The sequence below is a fragment of the Micromonospora sp. C28SCA-DRY-2 genome (genome assembly GCF_030519475.1).
Taxonomy (GTDB): domain Bacteria; phylum Actinomycetota; class Actinomycetes; order Mycobacteriales; family Micromonosporaceae; genus Micromonospora.
On sequence record NZ_JAUMKD010000003.1, the window covers coordinates 291,605 to 309,158 of the forward strand.

Genomic DNA, 17,554 nt, shown 5'->3' on the forward strand with positions numbered 1-17,554 from the left:
TCAGCCGGCGGCGAAGGTGACCGGCAGCTGCTTCAGGCCGTTCATGAAGTTCGACTCCAACCGGACCGCGGGGCCGGTGCGGCGCAGCCGGGGCAGGTGCGGCGCCAGCTCCTCGAAGAGCACGGCGGCCTCCACCCGGGCCAGGTGCGAGCCGAGGCAGAAGTGCGGCCCGACGCCGAACGCGACGTGCGGGTTGGGACTGCGATCCAACAGGAAGGTTTCCGGTCGGTCGAAGACCGACTCGTCCCGGTTGGCGGAGATGTAGTACAGCACCACCTTGTCCCCGGCCCGGATCCGTTGCCCGGCCAGCTCGGTGTCGACCACCGCGGTCCGGCGGAACTGCATGATCGGCGTCGTCCACCGCAGCATCTCGTCCACCGCCGTCGGCACCAGGTCCGGTTGGCCGGCGAGCCGGTCGGCCAGGTCGGGACGGTCGGCCAGCAGGTCGAGGCCGCCGGAGATCAGGTGCCGGGTGGTCTCGTTGCCAGCCACCACCAGCAGCAGCCACAGGTGGCAGTACTCGCTCTCGGTGAGCCGGCGGCCGTCCACCTCGGCGGTCACCAGCCGGCTCACCAGGTCCTCGCCCGGGTCGCGGCGGCGGGCCTTCGCGGCGGTGAGGGCGTACCCGAACGCCTCGACGAAGGTCTGCTTGAACACCTCCACGTCCCCGCCGCCGAACGCCGGGTCGTCGAAGCCGACCAGGTTGTTGCTCCAGCGCAGGAAGAGCCCCCGGTCCTCGCGGGGGATGCCGAGCAGGTCGGCGAGGACCAGCAACGGCAGCTCGGCGGCGACCTCGGCGACCGCGTCCACCGGATGGCCGGCGGTGGCCCGCCGCACGATCTGCCGGGCGTGCTCGGCGATGGCCGCGCGCATGCCGCGTACCACCGGGGCGGTGAAGGCGGCGGTGACCACCCGGCGCAACCGGGTGTGCGCCGGAGGGTCCATCCCGACCAGCAGCTGCCGGGAGCGCTCCAGGTCGGCCCGGGAGGTCGGATCGGCGAGGAACGCGCCGCGCTCGGCGGAGGAGAAGACCTCCGGCCGGCGCGACGCGGCGACCACCGCCGCGTGCCCGGTGACCGCCCAGTAGCCGCCGACCCGCTGCACCACCGTGCCGCGGGCCGAGTGCCGCCGCAGCGGCACCTCGGCCACCCAGCCGACCGGCGCCTCCCGGCGGCGGCGGGCGAACTCGGCGAACGGCGGACCGTCCAGATAGGTGGCCGGGTCGGCGAGGCTGCCGGTGCCGGCCCGGGTCAGCTGGGCGCTCACCGGACGGACACCTCCGGCCGCTGCCCGGCCCGGCGCTGCGCCGGCTCCGGCCGGTCGCCGTCCGGCCCGGACGGGCCGTCCGGGCCGGCCAGCAGGCCCCGGCGGCGCAGCGCCGGCATCACCCCCTCACCGAACCAGTACGCCTCCTCCAGGTGCGGCTGCCCGGACAGGATCAGGTGGTTTAGCCCCTGGGCGTGGTACTCGGCGATCCGGTCGGCCACCTCCTCGTGCGACCCGACCAGGGTGATCCCCGGGCCCTGGCGGACCAGGCCGTACCCCGCCCACACGTTCGGGTAGATCTCCAGCCGATCGGTACGGCCACCGTGCAGCGCCGCCATCCGGCGCTGCCCCTCGGAGTCGCTGCGGCGGAACCGCTCCTGGGTCCGGGCCACCAGCGCCGGGTCCAGGTTGGCCACCATGGCGTCGGCCACCGCCCAGGCCTGCTCCGAGGTGTCCCGGCTGATCACGTGGAACCGGGTGCCGAAGGCGATCTCCCGGCCGGCCTCGGCGGCCAGCGCCCGTACCGAGGACACCAGCGAGCCGGTCTGCGCGGGCAGTTCGGCCCAGGTGAGGAAGACGTCGGCCCGGCGCGCCGCGACCTGCTGCGCGGCGGCGGAGGAGCCGCCGAGGAAGATCGGCGGTGGGTCCGGCCGGCGCATCACCGTCGCCCCGGCCACCCGGTAGTGCTCCCCGTCCAGGTCCACCGGGCCCGACCAGGCGCCGCGCAGCACGGCCAGGAACTCGTCGGCCCGCGCGTACCGCTGGTCGTGGGCCAGCCAGTCGCCGTAGCGGTGTTGCTCCTCCGGGTCGCCGCCGACCACGACGTTGAGCAGCAGCCGGCCGCCGGAGATCCGCTGGCAGGTGGCCGACATCTGGGCGGCCAGGGTCGGCGACAGCAGCCCGGGGCGGAACGCGACCATGAAGCGCAGCCGCGCGGTGCGCTGGCTGAGCGCCGCCGCGACCAGCCACGGGTCCTCGCAGAAGATGCCGAACGGCACCAGCGCGCCGGCGAAGCCCAGCCGGTCCACGGCGCCGGCCACCTGGCTCAGGTAGTCGATGTCGGGGTCCCGGCGCAGGGTGGCCACGCCGGGTGGCCCGCCGGCGCGCGGCCTGGCCACCTCGCGGCCGTCGCCGTGGGCCGGGATGAACCAGTAGAGCTGCAGAGACATGGCGCCCCCCGGGTGAGCGGACCGGCACGCACCGTTCAGCGCGATCGTCCGGAACCCTCACATCCGTCGGTCCGCGCCGTCAACGCGGCCGGTTCCAGCACCAGCACCGGCTTGACCACGGCCCCGGCCAGCAGGTCGGCCAGCGCCGCCTCCGGGTCGTCGAACGGCCGGTAGGCGACCAGTTCGGGGAAGGGGAACCGGCCCTGCTCGGCCAGCCGCAGCAGCGCCGGCACCAGCTCCTCGGGGCGCCCCTCGCCGCCCAACGAACCCTGGATCCGTTTGCCGCGCAGCATGGTCTGCTGGTCGACGGCGAACGTCTCACCCGGCCGGGCGGCCCCGACCAGGCAGCACGTCCCCGGCATGCCCACCGCGTCGACCGCCTGCCGGACGACCCGGGGGTCGCCGGTGCACTCCACCGTGACGTCGGCCGGCCCGTCGCAGCGCTCCCGGACGGCCCGGGCCACGTTGCGGACGCCGGTCACGTCCACCGTGTGCGTGGCGCCGTAGCGGCGGGCCAGGGCCAGCCGGGCGGGATCGCGGTCGACGGCCACGATGGTGGTGGCCGCCGTGCACCGGGCCGCCATGACCGCGGCCAGGCCCACCGCGCCGACGCCGAACACCGCCACCGACGCGCCCGGTTCCGGGCGGGCCGCGTAGAGCACCGCCCCGGCGCCGGCGCTGATCCCGCAGCCCAGCGCGGCGACCGCGGCCAGCGGCAGGCTGGTCCGCACCGGCACCAGCGCCGCGGCCGGCAGCACCGCGTGGCTGGCGAACGACGACTGGCCGAAGAACCGCCCGGCCACCGGGGTGCCGTCGGCGCGGCGGAACACCGCACCGCCGTCCGGGCGGCGCCCGCCGAACAGCAGCCCGGGCAGGTCGGCGCAGTACCGCGGCCGGCCACCCCGGCAGTGCCGGCAGCGCCCGCAGGCCGGCCAGCCGAGCAGCACGGCCTCGCCGACGGCCGGCGAGGTGACGCCCGGTCCCACGTCGAGCACCCGGCCGACGCCCTCGTGCCCCAGCACACCGGGCAGCGGGAAGGCCGACCGGCCGCACCGGGCGTCGGCGTCGGTGCGGCAGACCCCGGAGGCGACGATCCGCACCAGCACCTCGCCCGGGCCCGGGCCGTCCAGGCGCAGCTCCTCCAGCCGCAACGGGTGGTCGGGAGCGGGCGCCACCGCGGCGGTCACCCGCACCGTCGCCGCCTCCACCCGAGCGCCACGACGCGAGGATAGGGGCCCGGCCGCCCGGCGGCACCGTGTGCGAGGTCGCGCAATCCGCGCGCGTTGTCCCCGCCACGCGACGGGACATAGCCTCGACAGCCACTGTCAGAGGCCGACCGGTCAGGGGATGCTCATGCAACCGGCGATTGTCGACCGTATCGAGGACATGTACGTCAAGCACCAGGCCGACCCGTACCCGGTGTACCGGGAGTGGCGGGACAAGGGCCCGGTCGTGGTGGACGCGGACGGGAAGGTCATCGTCCTGGGCCATGACGACGCGAAGGCCGCGCTGGCCGATCCCGCGGTCAGCGTCGACCCGCGGGACAGCCGCTGGTACCAGCAGCGCGCCGCGGCCGGCGAGGTCAGCGCCGAGGAGGAGCAGCGCTACGCCGACGCTCCGTTCATCGAACTGAATCCGCCCGAGCACACCCGGCACCGGCTGCTGGTCGGGCAGGCGTTCGCGGCCCGCGCCGCCCGGGCGGCGGAGCCCACCCGGCTGGTGGTCGACGGCCTGCTGGACCGGCTCTCCGGCGGCAGCGAGTGCGACGTGGTGCGGGAGTACGCCTACGCGATCCCGATCCGGGTGCTGTGCGCGTTGTTCGGCATCGCCGACGAGGACGACCGGCAGCGGGTGCAGGACTGGTCGCACTTCATCTCCCGCTCGATGGACCCGTCGAACCCGGTGGACCCGGCCGAGGTGGACCGGGTCTCCGGCGAGCTGCGCGGCTACCTGGAACGGCTGGTCGACGCCCGGGCCGCCGAGCCGGGGGACGACGTGGTCAGCGCCATGCTGGCCAGCCGCAGCGGCGACCAGCGGCTCACCCGGGCCGAGGTGGTCAACGGCCTGTGGCTGCTGGTCGTCTCCGGGCACGAGACCACCAGCAGCCTGATCGCCAGCGGGCTCTACAGCCTGCTCACCGAGCCGGCGCTGGCCGACCGGATGCGGGCCGAGCCGGCGAAGATCCCCGGCCTGGTGGACGAGCTGCTGCGGCTGACCCCGCTGGTGCAGTGCCTGTGGCGGCACGTGAAGCAGGACACCACGCTGCCGAGCGGGGCGCGGCTGCGCGCCGGCGACAGCATGGTGATCGTGCTGGCGCAGGCGAACCGGGACCCGGAGCGGTTCGCCGACCCGGACCGGCTCGACCCGGACCGCACCGAGCAGCACCTGAGCTTCGGCGCCGGGCCCCACTACTGCCTCGGGGCCACGCTGGGCCGGTTGCAGGCGAACCTGGCGCTGTCGGCCTTCCTGCGCCGGGTGGTGGCGCCCGAGTTGGCCGCCGAGCCGCCGGGCACGCCGCGGGCGCTGGGCGGGCTCACCTCGCTGCCGATCCGGTACGCGGAGATCCGCCCGGCCGGCTGAGCGCGGGTGCACCGGAGGGGCGGGGCGGCCGACGGCCGCCCCGCCCCTCGTCGTGCTGGTCAGTAGCGGTAGTAGTCGGCCTTGTACGGCCCCTCCACCGGCACGCCGAGGTAGGCGGCCTGTTCCTTGGTGAGTTGGGTGAGTTTGGCGCCGAGGGCGTCCAGGTGCAGGCGGGCGACCTTCTCGTCGAGGTGCTTGGGCAGCACGTACACGCCGATCGGGTACTCGTCGGTCTTGGTGTACAACTCGATCTGGGCGATGGTCTGGTTGGCGAACGAGTTGGACATCACGAAGCTGGGATGCCCGGTGGCGTTGCCCAGGTTCAGCAGCCGACCCTCGGACAAAACGATGATCGCGTGCCCGTCGTCGAAGCGCCACAGGTCGACCTGCGGCTTGATGTTCTCCCGGGTCACGTCCGAACGCTTGGCCAGCCCGGCCATGTCGATCTCGTTGTCGAAGTGACCGATGTTGCCCACGATCGCCTGGTGCTTCATCCGCGCCATGTGCTCGTTGGTGATCACGTTGAAGCAACCGGTCGCGGTGATGAAGATGTCCGCCTGCTCCACCACGTCATCCAACGTCGCGACCTGGTAGCCGTCCATCGCCGCCTGCAACGCGCAGATCGGGTCGACCTCGGTCACCACCACCCGCGCACCCTGACCCCGCAACGACTCCGCGCAGCCCTTACCCACGTCGCCGTAGCCCATCACCACGGCCATCTTCCCACCGATCAGCACATCGGTGGCCCGGTTGATCCCGTCGATCAACGAGTGCCGGCAACCATACTTGTTGTCGAACTTGCTCTTCGTCACCGAGTCGTTCACGTTGATCGCCGGGAACAACAGCGTCCCGGTGCGGTGCATCTCGTACAGCCGGTGCACACCGGTGGTGGTCTCCTCCGTCACGCCCTTGATCCCGGAGGCGATGCGGGTCCACCGCTGACCGTCCTCGGCCAGCGACCGGTGCAGCAGGCCGAGGATGACCGCGAACTCCTCCGAATCGGCGGACTCCACCGGCGGCACCACACCCGCCTTCTCGTACTCCGCGCCCTTGTGCACCAGCAGCGTGGCGTCACCACCATCATCCAGGATCATGTTCGGGCCCTGACCGTCCGGCCAGGTCAACACCTGCTCGGTGCACCACCAGTACTCCTCCAGGCTTTCGCCCTTCCAGGCGTACACCGGCACACCCGCCGGCGCCTCCGGCGTGCCGTCCGGGCCGACCACGACCGCCGCGGCCGCGTGGTCCTGGGTGGAGAAGATGTTGCACGACGCCCACCGCACCTGCGCACCCAACGCCACCAACGTCTCGATCAACACGGCGGTCTGAATGGTCATGTGCAACGAACCCGTGATCCGGGCCCCGGCAAGCGGCTGCGCCTCGGCGAACTCACGACGAATCGCCATCAGACCCGGCATCTCATGCTCGGCGAGGCGAATCTCCTTGCGCCCGAACTCGGCGAGCGACAGATCCGCCACCTTGAAGTCCCGGCCGGGGCCGGTGGGGTCGGCGGCGACGGTCAACGGTTGTGTCGTGGTCATGGAGTCTCCGAATCGGACGGTGGACACGGAACGGTGCCCCACCGTAACGCCGGGTCGCCCCGCCGGTCGTCCGGCGAAATTCCACGCTTGAACAGCTACGGCAGCAGCTCGCGCACCGCTGCCAGTTCGCGCAGCGGGTCCGGGCCGACCGGCGCGAGCTGGAGCATGGTGACGCCGGCCGCGGCGTACGCCGCCACCCGCTCGCGGACGTGACCGGGCGGGCCGATCAGGCAGACCGCCTCCAGCAACTCGTCCGGCACGGCGGCGGCCGCCTCCGCCTTGCGCCCGGCCAGGTACAGCTCCTGGATCCGGTCCGCTTCCGCCGGGTAGCCGTACCGGGACACCAGGTCGTGGTAGAAGTTGCGCCCCCGGGCGCCCATCCCGCCGACGTAGAGGGCGATCCAGCGCCGGGCGTGCTCGCGCGCCGTGGCCAGGTCGGTCCCGATGGCGAACGGGCCGCCGCCGACCACCTCCAGCGGATCGAGGTCGCCCGGGCGCTTCGCCGCCCCGGCGGCCAGCGCCTCTCCCCACACCTGCGCGGCCTTCTCGGGCAGGAAGAGCGCGGGCAGCCAGCCGTCGGCGACCTCCGCGGTCATCCGGACGTTGGCCGGGCCGAGCGACGCCACGTAGATCGGGATCCGCTCCCGGACCGGACGGGTCAGCATCTTCAGCGGCCGGCCCAGCCCGGTGCCCTGCTCCGGCGGGAGCGGCAGCCGGTAGTGGCCCTCGTGGCGCAGCGTCTCCCGGCGCCAGGCCCGCCGGCACAGTTCGACGACCTCCCGGGTACGCGCCACCGGATGGTCGTACGCGACCCCGTGCCAGCCCTCCACCACCTGCGGTCCGGAGGCGCCGATGCCGAGCAGCGCCCGGCCGCCGGAGAGCGCGTCCAGGCCGGCGGCGGTCTGCGCGAGCAGGGCCGGGGTGCGGGTGTAGATCGGCAGGATCGCCGACCCGAGGCCGACCCGCTCGGTCCGGGCGGCCAGGAAGCCCAGCACGGTGACCGCGTCGAAGCCGTACGCCTCGGGCACCCAGAGCACGTCCACGCCGACCCGCTCCCAGGCGACCGCGCGCTCGGCGGTGGCCCGCACGTCACCGGCGTAGGGCAGGATGACACTCAGCCGCACGGGACCCCCTCGTGGTGGCGGATGCGGCACACGCTGGAGGTTCCGCGTCGCCGGTTTCCGCCACCTTCGCCGCCGGGTGGCGGCGTCGTCAACCGCGACCGGCCGGTCAGCCCTCGGCGCAGCGGTCCGACAGCGCGTAGCGCACCAGCACCACGTCGCCGATCTGGCGTACCTCGGCCACCCGGGCCCGCCGGCCGGGGTGCCACGGGAACCGGCCGTCGCCGACGAACCGGGGCGCGCGGCAGTCGCCGACGAAGAACGGCGCGACCACCAGGTGCAGTTCGTCGGCGAGCCCGGCGGTGAGGAACTGCCGGTGCACGTTCGCGCCGCCCTCCACCATCAGCCGGCGTACGCCCCGGGCGGCCAGGTCGGCCAGCAGCCGGGCCGGGTCGACCGGCTCGCCCGCGTCCACCACCTCGGCGAGCGCGCCGAGCCGGTCCCGGGTCTTCTCCACCACGGCCGCGGCACAGTAGACGATCCGGTCGGTCTCGCCGACGGTGAAGAACCGGCCGGCCGGGTCGAGGTCACCGGTCGCGGTCAGGGTGACCCGGGTCGGCGAGGCGGGCAGACCCCGGTCGGCGCGGGCGGCCCGGCGCCGCGCCGAGCGCACCAGCAGCCGCGGGTCGTCCCGCCGGACCGTGCCGGCGCCGACCAGGATGGCGTCGCAGCCGGCCCGGACCGCGTCGATCCGGTCCAGGTCGGCCGCGTTGGACAGCAGCAGCCGCTGCTCGCTGGCGTCGTCGAGGTAGCCGTCGATCGACGTCGCGCAGCTGAGCACGACGTACGGGCGCTCAGTCACGGACCAGCGGGAGGTCGAGGGCGTGCGCACCGCGGCTGGCCTTGGTCGCCAGGTAGCCGGCGTTGGCCGGGGAGAGGTACACCCCGGTGGCGACCCGCCCGGCCACCGTCACGCCGTGCCCGCGCAGCTGCGCGGCCTTGTCCGGGTTGTTGCTGAGCAACGCGATCCGGGGCACGCCCAGCGCGGCCAGCATCTGCGCGGCAACCGTGTAGTCCCGCTCGTCGGGCCGGTGGCCGAGCGCCTCGTTCGCCTCGTAGGTGTCCAGCCCGGCGTCCTGCAGCGCGTACGCGTCGAGCTTGGCGTACAGGCCGATGCCCCGCCCCTCCTGGCGCAGGTAGAGCAGGAAGCCACCCCGGTCGCTGATCCGCTCGGCCGCCTCCCGCAACTGCGGTCCGCAGTCGCAGCGCTGGCTGCCGAAGACGTCGCCGGTCAGGCACTCGCTGTGCGGCCGGACCAGCGGTGGGGCGCCGCCGGCGGCACCCCGGTCGCGGGCCCCCGTCCAGTCCCCCAGCCCGAACGCCAGATGCTCCCGGCCGTCGGCGAGGCCGTCGAAGGTGAACACCCGGGCGTCCGTGGCGTACCCGTCGGGGAACCGCAGCGGGACGGTGACCTGGGTCCGGACGGCGGCGGGTGGCAGTGGTTCGGACATGGAACTCCTCATCAGACGGTGCCGGCGGGCACGCGGGCAAGGCGGGCCACCAGCACGGCGGCGCCGGGCAGGCTCGCGACCAGCACGAGCGCCCCGTACACCGTCGCGGTGGCGACCCCCTCGGCGGCGGTCAGGCCGGCGGCGCCGAACGCCCACGCGGCCACGCCCTCGCGCGGCCCGAACCCGGCGACGTTGGCGGGCACCCCCATCGCCAGCAGGGCGAGCAGGGTCAGCGGCGCCAGCAGGGTCAGCGGCGCGGTGGAACCGGCGGTCCGGGCCGCGAGCAGGAACGTCGCCAGGTGACCGGCCACCGCGACGGCGGAGGCGGTCAGCACGCCCAGCCAGGTGCGCCGGGCGAGCAGCCCGGCGCGGACGTCGGCCGCCGCGGTGCGCACCGCCCGCGCCCACCGGGACGGCCCGGTGCGGGGCAGCGCGCGGGCCAGCAGCGCCACCACCAGCCCGGCCACCACCGCCGACGCGGTGACCGCCGGCAGGTACGGCCGCACCGGCGACGGGAAGGCCAGCAGCACCACCAGCGCGACCCCGGCGAGCACGGCCTGACCGGCGGCCCGTTCCCAGACCACCGCGCGGATGCCCCGGGCGACGTCGCCGACGTCCCGCCCGTGCCGCACCGCCCGGTGCACGTCGCCGAGCACCCCGCCGGGCAGCGTCGCGTTCAGGAACACCGCGCGGTAGACGTGCGCCACGGCGGTGCGCAGCGGCAGCCGCACCCCGAGCCCGCCGGCGACCAGGCTCCACCGCCAGGCGCAGCAGACCGTGGTGAGCACGCCGATGCCGAGCGCCGCCGCGAGCGCCGGGGCGTCGATCAGCCGCAGCCCGGCCAGGAACGGGCCGACCCCGAGCCAGCCGAGCAGGACGGCGAGCACGCCCACTCCGCCGAGGGTACGCGCCCACGCCCAACCCGGCCGTCCCGCCGGCCGCGCCGACGCGGCGCCGTCGCCCTCTGCCCCCACCCGAGCCTCCCCGCACGATCTCCCTGCTCATAGGCACGTGCCGGCGGACCGGTCGGTTCAATCGCCACCGGCCAGCAGGTCGCTGTGCCGGACCACGACGCCGAGCCGGCCGGCCGCCGCGTTGGCCAACCGGCGCCGGCGGTACGCCACTGTCGCGTCGGCCAGCTCCGGCCGCTGCTCGCAGGCCGCGTCCAGCCAGCCGGTGAACCACTCGGCCGCCAGCTCGGCCTGGTCGGGGCCGAGCCGCCACGGGCTGGGCCGCACGTCGACGCCGACCCCGCGCCGGGCGAACGCGGCGACGGCCGCCTCCACCGCGTCCGGGCCGAGCAGCGTACGGCCGGCCAGCGTGCGGCGCTGGTGGTCGTTGAACGCCGCCGCGACCGCCCCGTCCAGCGGGTCGGCCGGGGTCAGCTCCACCCGCCCGGTCACCGAGATCATGAACAGCGCCGGGCAGCCGGCGCCGGAGCACGCCCCGACCAGCCGGTCGACCTCGTCGGCGGTGAGCATGTCGAGCAGCGCGGAGGCGACCACCAGCGAGGTGCCGGCCAGGTCGGCGGCGGTGAGCCGGGTCAGGTCGCCCTGCCGGGTGGCGACCGTGACCGGCGCGCCGTCGGCGGCGACCAGGCCGGTCATCCCGGCGGCGGCCCGGTGCAACAGGTCCGCGTCGCGGTCGTGCAGCACCCAGTGCTGCGGGCCGGGCAGGCGCGGGGCCAGCCACCGGCCCAGCGAGCCGGTACCCGCGCCGAGGTCGTGGACCACCAGCGCGGCGCCGCCGGCCAGCCGGCCGCGGACCCGGTCCACCAGGTCCGCGGCGCGGGCGGCGGCGTCGGCGGGCTCGCGCAGCGCGAGCCACCGCGCGAAGTCCGGGGGCAGGGAAACCGTCATGCCGGCATCGCCTCCTTCAGCACCTTGCCGGTCAGCGTCGCGGTGAGCGTCCAGTCGTCGAGGGTGTCCCGCCGGGCCCGGGCCGCCGCCCGCAGCCGGTCGCGCAGCGGCGGGTCGCCGAGCCACCGGCGCAGCCCGCCGGCCAGCGCCGCCGGGTCGCCGGGCGGCACCAGCAGCCCCGGCGGGGTGCCGTCCGGCGCCCGGCCGAGCGCCTCCGGCAGCCCGCCGGCCGCCGTGCCCAGCACCGGGATCCCGCGGGCCAGGGCCTCGGTGACCACCATGCCGTACGTCTCACCGCGCGAGGCCAGCACCAGCAGGTCGGCGCCGGCGTACGCGGCGGCGAGCCGCTCCCCGGCCAGCGGGCCGACCAGCCGCACCCGGTCGGCGAGACGGTGCGCGTCGACCCGCCGGCGCAATCCGGCGACGAAGTCCGGGTCCCGGTCCAGCGGTCCGGCGCAGACACAGCTCCACGGCGCGTCGGCGACCCCGGCCAGGGCGTCCACCAGCACGTCGTGTCCCTTGTGCGGGGTGACCGCGGCAACGCAGAGCAGCGCGGTGCCGGCGGCGGTGCCGGGCGCCACCGGCGCCGGGTCGACCCCCGGCCGGGCGACGTGCACCCGGTCGGCCGGCAGCGGGTACGCGGCCAGCAGCCGGGCCCGGGTCCACTCGCTGGTGGTGACCACCGCGGTCGCCGCCGCCAGCGCGGCGGCCTCGGCGTCCCCGCCCAGCGGCAGGTGCACCAGCGGCACCAGGCGCAACCGGCGGGCCTGCGGGGTCAGCACCTCGGGCACCGCCGAGGCGACCAGGCCGTCCACCAGCACCATCGCCCCGTCGGGCAGCGCGGCGAGCCGCCCGGCCAGTCCCCGGCGCTCGGCCGGTGTCGGGTCGGGCCACCCGCCGGGCACGGCGTGCTCCCGCACCGACCAGCCCGCCGCGGCGAGCCCCTGGCAGAGCCGGCGGTCGTAGTGGTTGCCGCCGCTCGGCCGGGCCGGGTCGTCGATGTCGTTCGGCAGCACGACGTGCACCACGTCCATCAGAGATGCCGTTCGTAGCTGGCCCAGGCGATGTGCGACTCGTGCAGGGTGACAGTGATGCCGGCCAGGCCGCGCGCGCCCGGGCCCAGGTCGCCGGCGTGCACCCGGTCGGCGAGGCGGTCGGCGACCGTGCGGGCCAGCACCTCCGTGGTGGTGTTCACCCCCGCGAACGCCGGCTCGTCGTCGAGGTTGCGGTAGGTCAGCTCGGCGAGGACTGCCTTGAGCTGCTCGGTGGCCAGCCCGATGTCGACCACGATGCCGTCGGCGTCCAGGTCGGCCCGGCGGAAGGTGGCGTCGACCACGAAGGTCGCCCCGTGCAGCCGCTGGGCGGGGCCGAAGACCTCCCCCCGGAAGCTGTGGGCGATCATCATGTGGTCCCGGACGGTCACGCTGAACACTGATCACTTCCCGTCGTAGCTGATGAGGTGGCACAGGGCGGGCAGGCTGCCCGTGGTCAGTCGGGGCAGCACGTCGGGCAGCTCGGCGAACGGCGACTCGCCGGTGATCAGCGCGTCGAACACCGGGTCGGCGAGCAGCTCCAGGGCGAGCGCGAGCCGGTCGGCGAAGCCGCGGGTGGCCCGGCGGGCGGGCGCCACCGCGCCGACCTGGCTGCCGCGGATGGTCAGCCGTCCGGAGTGGAAGTTGCCGCCCAGGGCCACCTGCACCGGGCGGTCGCCGTACCAGCTCAGCTCGACCACGGTGCCCTCCGGGGCGAGCAGGTCCAGCGCGTGTTGCAGCCCCGCTCCGGTGGCGCTGGCGTGCACCACCAGGTCCCGGCCGCCGGTCGCCCGCGGCGGGGTGGCGAACTCCACGCCCAGCGCCGCGGCCACGCCGGCGCGGGCCGGGTCGACGTCGACCAGCTCCACCCGGACGCCGGGGAACCGGGCGAGCAGGGCGGCCACGCAGCAGCCGACCATGCCGCCACCGACCACGCTGACCCGGTCGCCGACCAGCGGCGGGGCGTCCCAGAGCGCGTTGACAGCGGTCTCCACGGTGCCGGCCAGCACCGCCCGGGCGGGCGGCACCGCCTCCGGCACCGGCACCACCGCGCTGGCCGGCACGACGTACGCGCTCTGGTGCGGGTAGAGGCAGAACACGGTGCGCCCGCGCAGGTGGTCCGGGCCCTGCTCGACCTCGCCGACGTTGAGGTAGCCGTACTTCACCGGGGCCGGGAAGTCGCCGTCCTGGAACGGGGCGCGCATCGCGGCGTACTGGCTGGCCGGCACCCGGCCGGCGAAGACCAGCGTCTCGGTGCCCCGGCTGACCCCGGAATAGCGGGTGCGGACCAGGACCTCGTCGGGGCCGGGCGCGGGCAGCGTTACCGGGCGGATCTCGCCGCGGCCGGGGGCGCGGAGCCAGAAGGCGTGGGCCTCTCGGGTCACCGGCATCTCCTCACCCGACCGAACCGAACGGCCGGATTTTCCGTGTACCCCGGCAGGGGGTTGTCGATCATAGACACGGAGGCACGGTGCCCACGGTTCGAACTGGTCCGGTGATCGGGCTGATCTTCCAGATTGTCCTGCTCGCCGGCCTCGCCGGAACTGTCGGTCTCGGCGGCGCCGGTTGGCTGGCCGGGCTGGCGTACGCGGCGGTCGGTCACGCCGTGCTGAGTCGGGGGTTGCGGCGCTGCGGCGCGGCCGGGCTGGGCCCGGCGGACCGGGTGACGCTGACTCGGGCGGTGCTGGTCGGTGGCGTGACGGCGCTGGTGGCGGACTCCGCGTACCGGCCCACCCCGGTCGGGGTGCTGGTCGCGCTGACCGCTGTCGCGCTGCTGCTGGACGCGGTGGACGGCCGGGTGGCCCGGCGCACCGGCACCGCGAGCGCGTTCGGCGCTCGCTTCGACATGGAGGTCGACGCGTTCCTCATCCTGGTGCTCAGTCTGCACGTCGCGCCCTCGGCGGGCGGCTGGGTGCTCGCGATCGGCGCGATGCGGTACGCCTTCGTCGCGGCGGCCCGGGTGCTGCCCTGGTTGCGCGGGCCGCTGCCGGCCCGCTACTGGCGCAAGGTGGTCGCCGCGGCGCAGGGGGTGCTGCTGCTGGTCGCCGCGTCCGGGGCGCTGCCCCGGACGCTGACCGTGCTGGTGCCGGCGGTGGCGCTGGCGCTGCTGGTGGAGTCCTTCGGCCGCGACGTCGGCTGGCTGTGGCGACACCGTCCGGTCCCGGCCGGCCCGCCACGCGCCGGCCGGACCGTGCCCGGGCCGGCGCTGCCCGTCGGCCCGGTGCCGCTGCCGATCCGCCGGCACCCCACCCGAACCGGCGAGCCGGCCGGCGACCGCGACCTGTCGGTCGCCCCGCCCGTGCTCTCGTTGCGCTGACCCCGGAGCCGTGATGCCGACCCACACCCCGCCCCGCCCGTCGCCGACCGACCCGGACGCATCCGGTGCGCACCGCCCCGAACCGTCCGGGGCGGAGCACGAGGCACCGGACGCCGGCCCACCGCGTACCACCGCCGGGCGCGGCGGCCGGCGCGGCCGGGCCGCGGCGAGGTGGGTGACCACCGCGCTGGCCGCGCTGCTGGTGCTGGTCGCGCTCACCCTGCCGAGCCGGCCCGGGCAGCTCACCCCCGCCGCCTTCCTGCGCGTTCCGCTGGAAGGGCTGCTGCTGGCCGCCCTGCTGCTCGCGCTGCCGGGCCGGCCGCGGCGGCTGGTGGCCGCCGCGGCCGGGACGCTGCTCGCCCTGCTGACCGTGCTGAAGCTCGCCGACCTGGGGTTCCGCTCGGCGCTGGGCCGGCGCTTCGACGTGGTGCTCGACTGGGCGCTGCTCGACGACGCGGTCGCCTTCCTCACCGACTCGTTCGGGCGGGCCGGTGGCACCGGCGCGGTCGTCGGCGTGCTGGTGCTGGCCGTGGCGCTGGTGCTGGCCCTCACCGCGGCGGCGCTGCGGCTGGCCGGGCTGGTGGCCCGGCACGAGGTCGGGGCGCGCCGGGTGATCGCCGTGCTGGTGGTGCTCTGGGTGGCCGCCGCGACCACCGGGGTGCGGGTCGCCCCCGGCGTGCCGGTCGCCGACACCGCCGTCACCGCGCTGGTGCGGGACCACGCCCGGCAGGCGCAGGCGCGGCTGCGCGACCGGGAGGCGTTCGCCGCGCAGGTGGGCGCGGACCCGTTCCGCGACACCCCGGGCACCGAACTGCTGACCGCGCTGCGCGGCAAGGACGTCATCGTCGCCTTCGTGGAGAGCTACGGCCGGGACGCGGTCGAGGACCCGGAGTTCGCGCGGGTCGGCGAGGTGCTGGACGCCGGCACCGAGCGGCTGCGGGCGGCCGGGTTCGCCGCCCGCAGCGGCTTCCTCACCTCGCCCACCACCGGGGGCGGCAGCTGGCTGGCCCACGACACGCTGCTGTCCGGGCTGTGGATCGACAACGAGCAGCGCCACCGCAGCCTGCTGGCCAGCGACCGGCTCACCCTCGGCGGCGCCTTCCGGCGGGCCGGTTGGGACACCGTCGGGGTGATGCCCGCCGCCACCCAGCCGTGGCCGGAGGGGTCGTTCTTCGGCTACGACCGGTACTACGACGCCGCGGGCCTGGGCTACCGGGGGCCGAAGTTCAGCTACGCCCCGATGCCCGACCAGTACACCCTGGCCACCTTCCAGCGCCGGGAGCGGGACGTCGCCGGCCGCCCGCCGCTGATGGCCGAGATCCCGCTGATCTCCAGCCACTCCCCCTGGACCCGGATCCCCAAGGTGATCGACTGGGCAGCCGTCGGCGACGGCAGCGTCTACCACGACGCCGCGGTCAGCAACCCGAAGTCGCAGCCCCGCGCCGGCTACCGCAAGGCCGTCGAGTACTCGCTGCGCACGGTGATCTCCTACCTGGAGACGTACGGGGACCGGGACCTGGTGCTGGTCTTCCTCGGCGACCACCAGCCAGCCCCGGTGGTCACCGGCGACGACGCCAGCCGGGACGTGCCGGTCAGCATCGTCGCCGCCGACCCGGCGGTGCTCGACCGCGTCGCCGGCTGGGGCTGGCAGGACGGGCTGCGACCGGGGCCGGACGCGCCGGTCTGGCCGATGGACGCCTTCCGCGACCGGTTCCTGACCGCCTTCGGCGCCGGCCCGCCGGCCGGCCGGGCGCACGGCCGCTGACGCGGGGCCGGTGGCCGCGGCCGGCGGCGAGACGCACGCGCATGCGGTCGCGCGTCCCGCGCATGGCCCGCGGCGCGCGGCCGGCGTTGGATGGAGGGCATGACGATCAACGAACAACCGGTGCTGGTGCTCGGCGGCACCGGCAAGACCGGCCGCCGCGTCGCCGACCGGCTCGCCGCGCTCGGCCGGCCCGTCCGGCTCGGTTCCCGCACCGGCACGCCCCCCTTCGACTGGACCGACCGGGCGACCTGGCCGGACGCGGTGGCCGGCGTCGGCGCGGTGTACCTGTCGTACCAGCCGGACCTGGCGGCGCCCGGCGCGGTGGAGACGGTGGAGTCGTTCACCCGGCTGGCGGTCGCCGCCGGGGTGGACCGGGTGGTGCTGCTCTCCGGCCGGGGCGAACCCGAGGCCGAGCAGGCCGAGCGGGCGGTACGGCAGGTGGTGGACACCGCCGGGGGCCGGTGGACGGTGGTGCGGGCGAGCTGGTTCCAGCAGAACTTCAGCGAGGGCCCGTTCGTCCACGACGTACGGCGGGGCGAGGTGGCGCTGCCGGTCGACGGGGTGGCGGAGCCGTTCGTCGACGCGGACGACGTCGCGGCGGTCGCCGTCGCGGCGCTGACCCGGGACGGGCACGCCGGCGAGGTGTACGAGGTGACCGGCCCGCGGCTGCTGACGTTCGCCGACGTGGTCGCCGAGATCGCCGCCGCGACCGGCCGGCCGGTCCGGTTCACCCCGGTGCCGGTCGCCGAGTACACCGCGGCGCTGGACCGGGCCGGCGCGCCGGCCGACGTGGTCGCGTTGCTGACGTACCTGTTCACCGAGGTCCTCGACGGGCGCAACGCCAGCCTGGCCGGGGGCGTGCGGCGGGCGCTGGGCCGCCCGCCGCGGGATGTCACCGAGTACGCCCGGGCCACCGCGGCGACCGGCGTGTGGGAGGCGTGAGATGACAGTGCTGCGTACGGTCAGCCTGCTCGCCGCCGCGGTGTCCACCGGCCTGATGGCCGGCCTGTTCGCGGCGTTCGCCTACGCGGTGCTGCCCGGCCTGGTCCGGGCGGACGACCGGACCCTGGTCCTCGCCATGCAGCGGATCAACGAGTCCATCATCAACGGTTGGTTCCTGCTTTGCTTCCTCGGCGCGCTGGTGTGCGCCGGGCTGGCGGCGGCGCTGCACCTCGGCGCGGCGCACCGGTCCGTGCTGCCGTGGATCCTCGCCGCGCTGCTGCTCTACCTGGTGGTGCTGGTCGTCACCGGGACGGTGAACGTGCCGCTGAACAACCAGCTGGCCGCCGCCGGCGATCCGGACCGGGTGGCCGACCTGGCCGCGGTGCGGGACCGGTTCACCGCCACCTGGGTGCGCTGGAACCTGGTCCGCGCGGTCGCCTCGACCGCCGCGTTCACGCTGCTCGGCTGGGCCCTGGTGGCGCACGGCCGGCTGACCGGCTGACCGGCTGACC

General features: G+C 75.8%; 15 protein-coding genes and 2 pseudogenes. 5 read left to right on the plus strand and 12 right to left on the minus strand.

Annotation, left to right across the window (positions count from 1 at the left end):
- Genes Q3W71_RS14940 through Q3W71_RS14950 form a run of 3 tightly spaced genes read right to left on the minus strand, consistent with a single transcriptional unit; the run spans position 1 to position 3,643 of the window.
- Positions 1 to 1,266: a cytochrome P450 gene (locus tag Q3W71_RS14940; RefSeq protein WP_302919918.1), complete on the minus strand. Its 1,266-nt coding sequence runs from the start codon at positions 1,264 to 1,266 to the stop codon at positions 1 to 3.
- Positions 1,263 to 2,435: an LLM class flavin-dependent oxidoreductase gene (locus tag Q3W71_RS14945; protein ID WP_302919919.1), complete on the minus strand. Its 1,173-nt coding sequence runs from the start codon at positions 2,433 to 2,435 to the stop codon at positions 1,263 to 1,265. Before Q3W71_RS14945 ends, Q3W71_RS14940 begins: the two co-directional genes overlap by 4 nt.
- A 35-nt stretch (positions 2,436 to 2,470) precedes the next feature.
- Entirely contained in the window at positions 2,471 to 3,643 is a 1,173-nt protein-coding gene (locus Q3W71_RS14950; protein ID WP_302919920.1) for an NAD(P)-dependent alcohol dehydrogenase, read from the minus strand.
- Positions 3,644 to 3,788: 145 nt separating this feature from the next.
- On the opposite strand from Q3W71_RS14950, the gene Q3W71_RS14955 reads away from it, so the two are divergent.
- Positions 3,789 to 5,015 carry a cytochrome P450 gene (locus Q3W71_RS14955; protein ID WP_302919921.1) on the plus strand — a complete coding sequence of 409 codons (1,227 nt, stop codon included), beginning with the start codon at positions 3,789 to 3,791 and terminating at the stop codon, positions 5,013 to 5,015.
- 59 nt (positions 5,016 to 5,074) lie between these two features.
- Here the strand turns inward: Q3W71_RS14955 and ahcY are convergent, their stop codons facing one another.
- The 9 genes from ahcY to Q3W71_RS15000 all read right to left on the minus strand — a co-directional run bounded on the left by ahcY (position 5,075) and on the right by Q3W71_RS15000 (position 13,403).
- Entirely contained in the window at positions 5,075 to 6,556 is a 1,482-nt protein-coding gene (ahcY, locus tag Q3W71_RS14960; protein ID WP_302919922.1) for an adenosylhomocysteinase, read from the minus strand.
- Positions 6,557 to 6,651: 95 nt separating this feature from the next.
- Positions 6,652 to 7,680 carry an LLM class F420-dependent oxidoreductase gene (locus Q3W71_RS14965; RefSeq protein ID WP_302919923.1) on the minus strand — a complete coding sequence of 343 codons (1,029 nt, stop codon included), beginning with the start codon at positions 7,678 to 7,680 and terminating at the stop codon, positions 6,652 to 6,654.
- Positions 7,681 to 7,786: 106 nt separating this feature from the next.
- Positions 7,787 to 8,479 carry a dihydrofolate reductase family protein gene (locus Q3W71_RS14970; protein ID WP_302919924.1) on the minus strand — a complete coding sequence of 231 codons (693 nt, stop codon included), beginning with the start codon at positions 8,477 to 8,479 and terminating at the stop codon, positions 7,787 to 7,789.
- Positions 8,472 to 9,128, minus strand: coding sequence for a GTP cyclohydrolase II (gene ribA / locus Q3W71_RS14975; protein WP_302919925.1), 657 nt, complete (start codon positions 9,126 to 9,128; stop codon positions 8,472 to 8,474). Before ribA ends, Q3W71_RS14970 begins: the two co-directional genes overlap by 8 nt.
- Before the next feature lie 11 nt (positions 9,129 to 9,139).
- Positions 9,140 to 10,102 carry a lysylphosphatidylglycerol synthase transmembrane domain-containing protein gene (locus Q3W71_RS14980; protein WP_302919926.1) on the minus strand — a complete coding sequence of 321 codons (963 nt, stop codon included), beginning with the start codon at positions 10,100 to 10,102 and terminating at the stop codon, positions 9,140 to 9,142.
- Positions 10,103 to 10,159: 57 nt separating this feature from the next.
- A complete protein-coding gene (locus Q3W71_RS14985) occupies positions 10,160 to 10,987 on the minus strand; it encodes a class I SAM-dependent methyltransferase (RefSeq protein ID WP_302919927.1) in 828 nt (275 codons plus the stop codon).
- Positions 10,984 to 12,024 (minus strand): glycosyltransferase family 4 protein, encoded by a 1,041-nt coding sequence (locus tag Q3W71_RS14990; RefSeq protein WP_302920419.1) that lies wholly within the window; start codon positions 12,022 to 12,024, stop codon positions 10,984 to 10,986. The genes Q3W71_RS14985 and Q3W71_RS14990 overlap by 4 nt, the downstream gene beginning before the upstream one ends.
- Positions 12,021 to 12,419, minus strand: a complete 399-nt coding sequence (locus tag Q3W71_RS14995; protein ID WP_302919928.1) for a 6-carboxytetrahydropterin synthase — start codon at positions 12,417 to 12,419, stop codon at positions 12,021 to 12,023. Before Q3W71_RS14995 ends, Q3W71_RS14990 begins: the two co-directional genes overlap by 4 nt.
- A gap of 3 nt (positions 12,420 to 12,422) precedes the next feature.
- On the minus strand, positions 12,423 to 13,403 hold the full coding sequence (locus Q3W71_RS15000) for a zinc-binding alcohol dehydrogenase (protein ID WP_302919929.1): 981 nt from the start codon (positions 13,401 to 13,403) through the stop codon (positions 12,423 to 12,425).
- An 86-nt stretch (positions 13,404 to 13,489) separates the two neighbouring features.
- Between Q3W71_RS15000 and Q3W71_RS15005 the strand changes: the two are divergent.
- From Q3W71_RS15005 to Q3W71_RS15020, 4 genes and pseudogenes are all read left to right on the plus strand, one after another.
- A pseudogene (locus Q3W71_RS15005) lies at positions 13,490 to 14,167 on the plus strand (CDP-alcohol phosphatidyltransferase family protein); the annotation flags it as partial.
- Positions 14,168 to 14,501: 334 nt separating this feature from the next.
- Positions 14,502 to 16,100: pseudogene (locus Q3W71_RS15010) on the plus strand (sulfatase); the annotation flags it as partial.
- 99 nt (positions 16,101 to 16,199) lie between these two features.
- Complete coding sequence (locus tag Q3W71_RS15015) at positions 16,200 to 17,042, plus strand: NmrA family NAD(P)-binding protein (RefSeq protein WP_302919930.1); 843 nt, start codon at positions 16,200 to 16,202, stop codon at positions 17,040 to 17,042.
- A 1-nt stretch (position 17,043) separates the two neighbouring features.
- On the plus strand, positions 17,044 to 17,544 hold the full coding sequence (locus Q3W71_RS15020) for a DUF1772 domain-containing protein (RefSeq protein ID WP_302919931.1): 501 nt from the start codon (positions 17,044 to 17,046) through the stop codon (positions 17,542 to 17,544).
- The last annotated feature ends 10 nt before the right edge of the window (positions 17,545 to 17,554 follow it).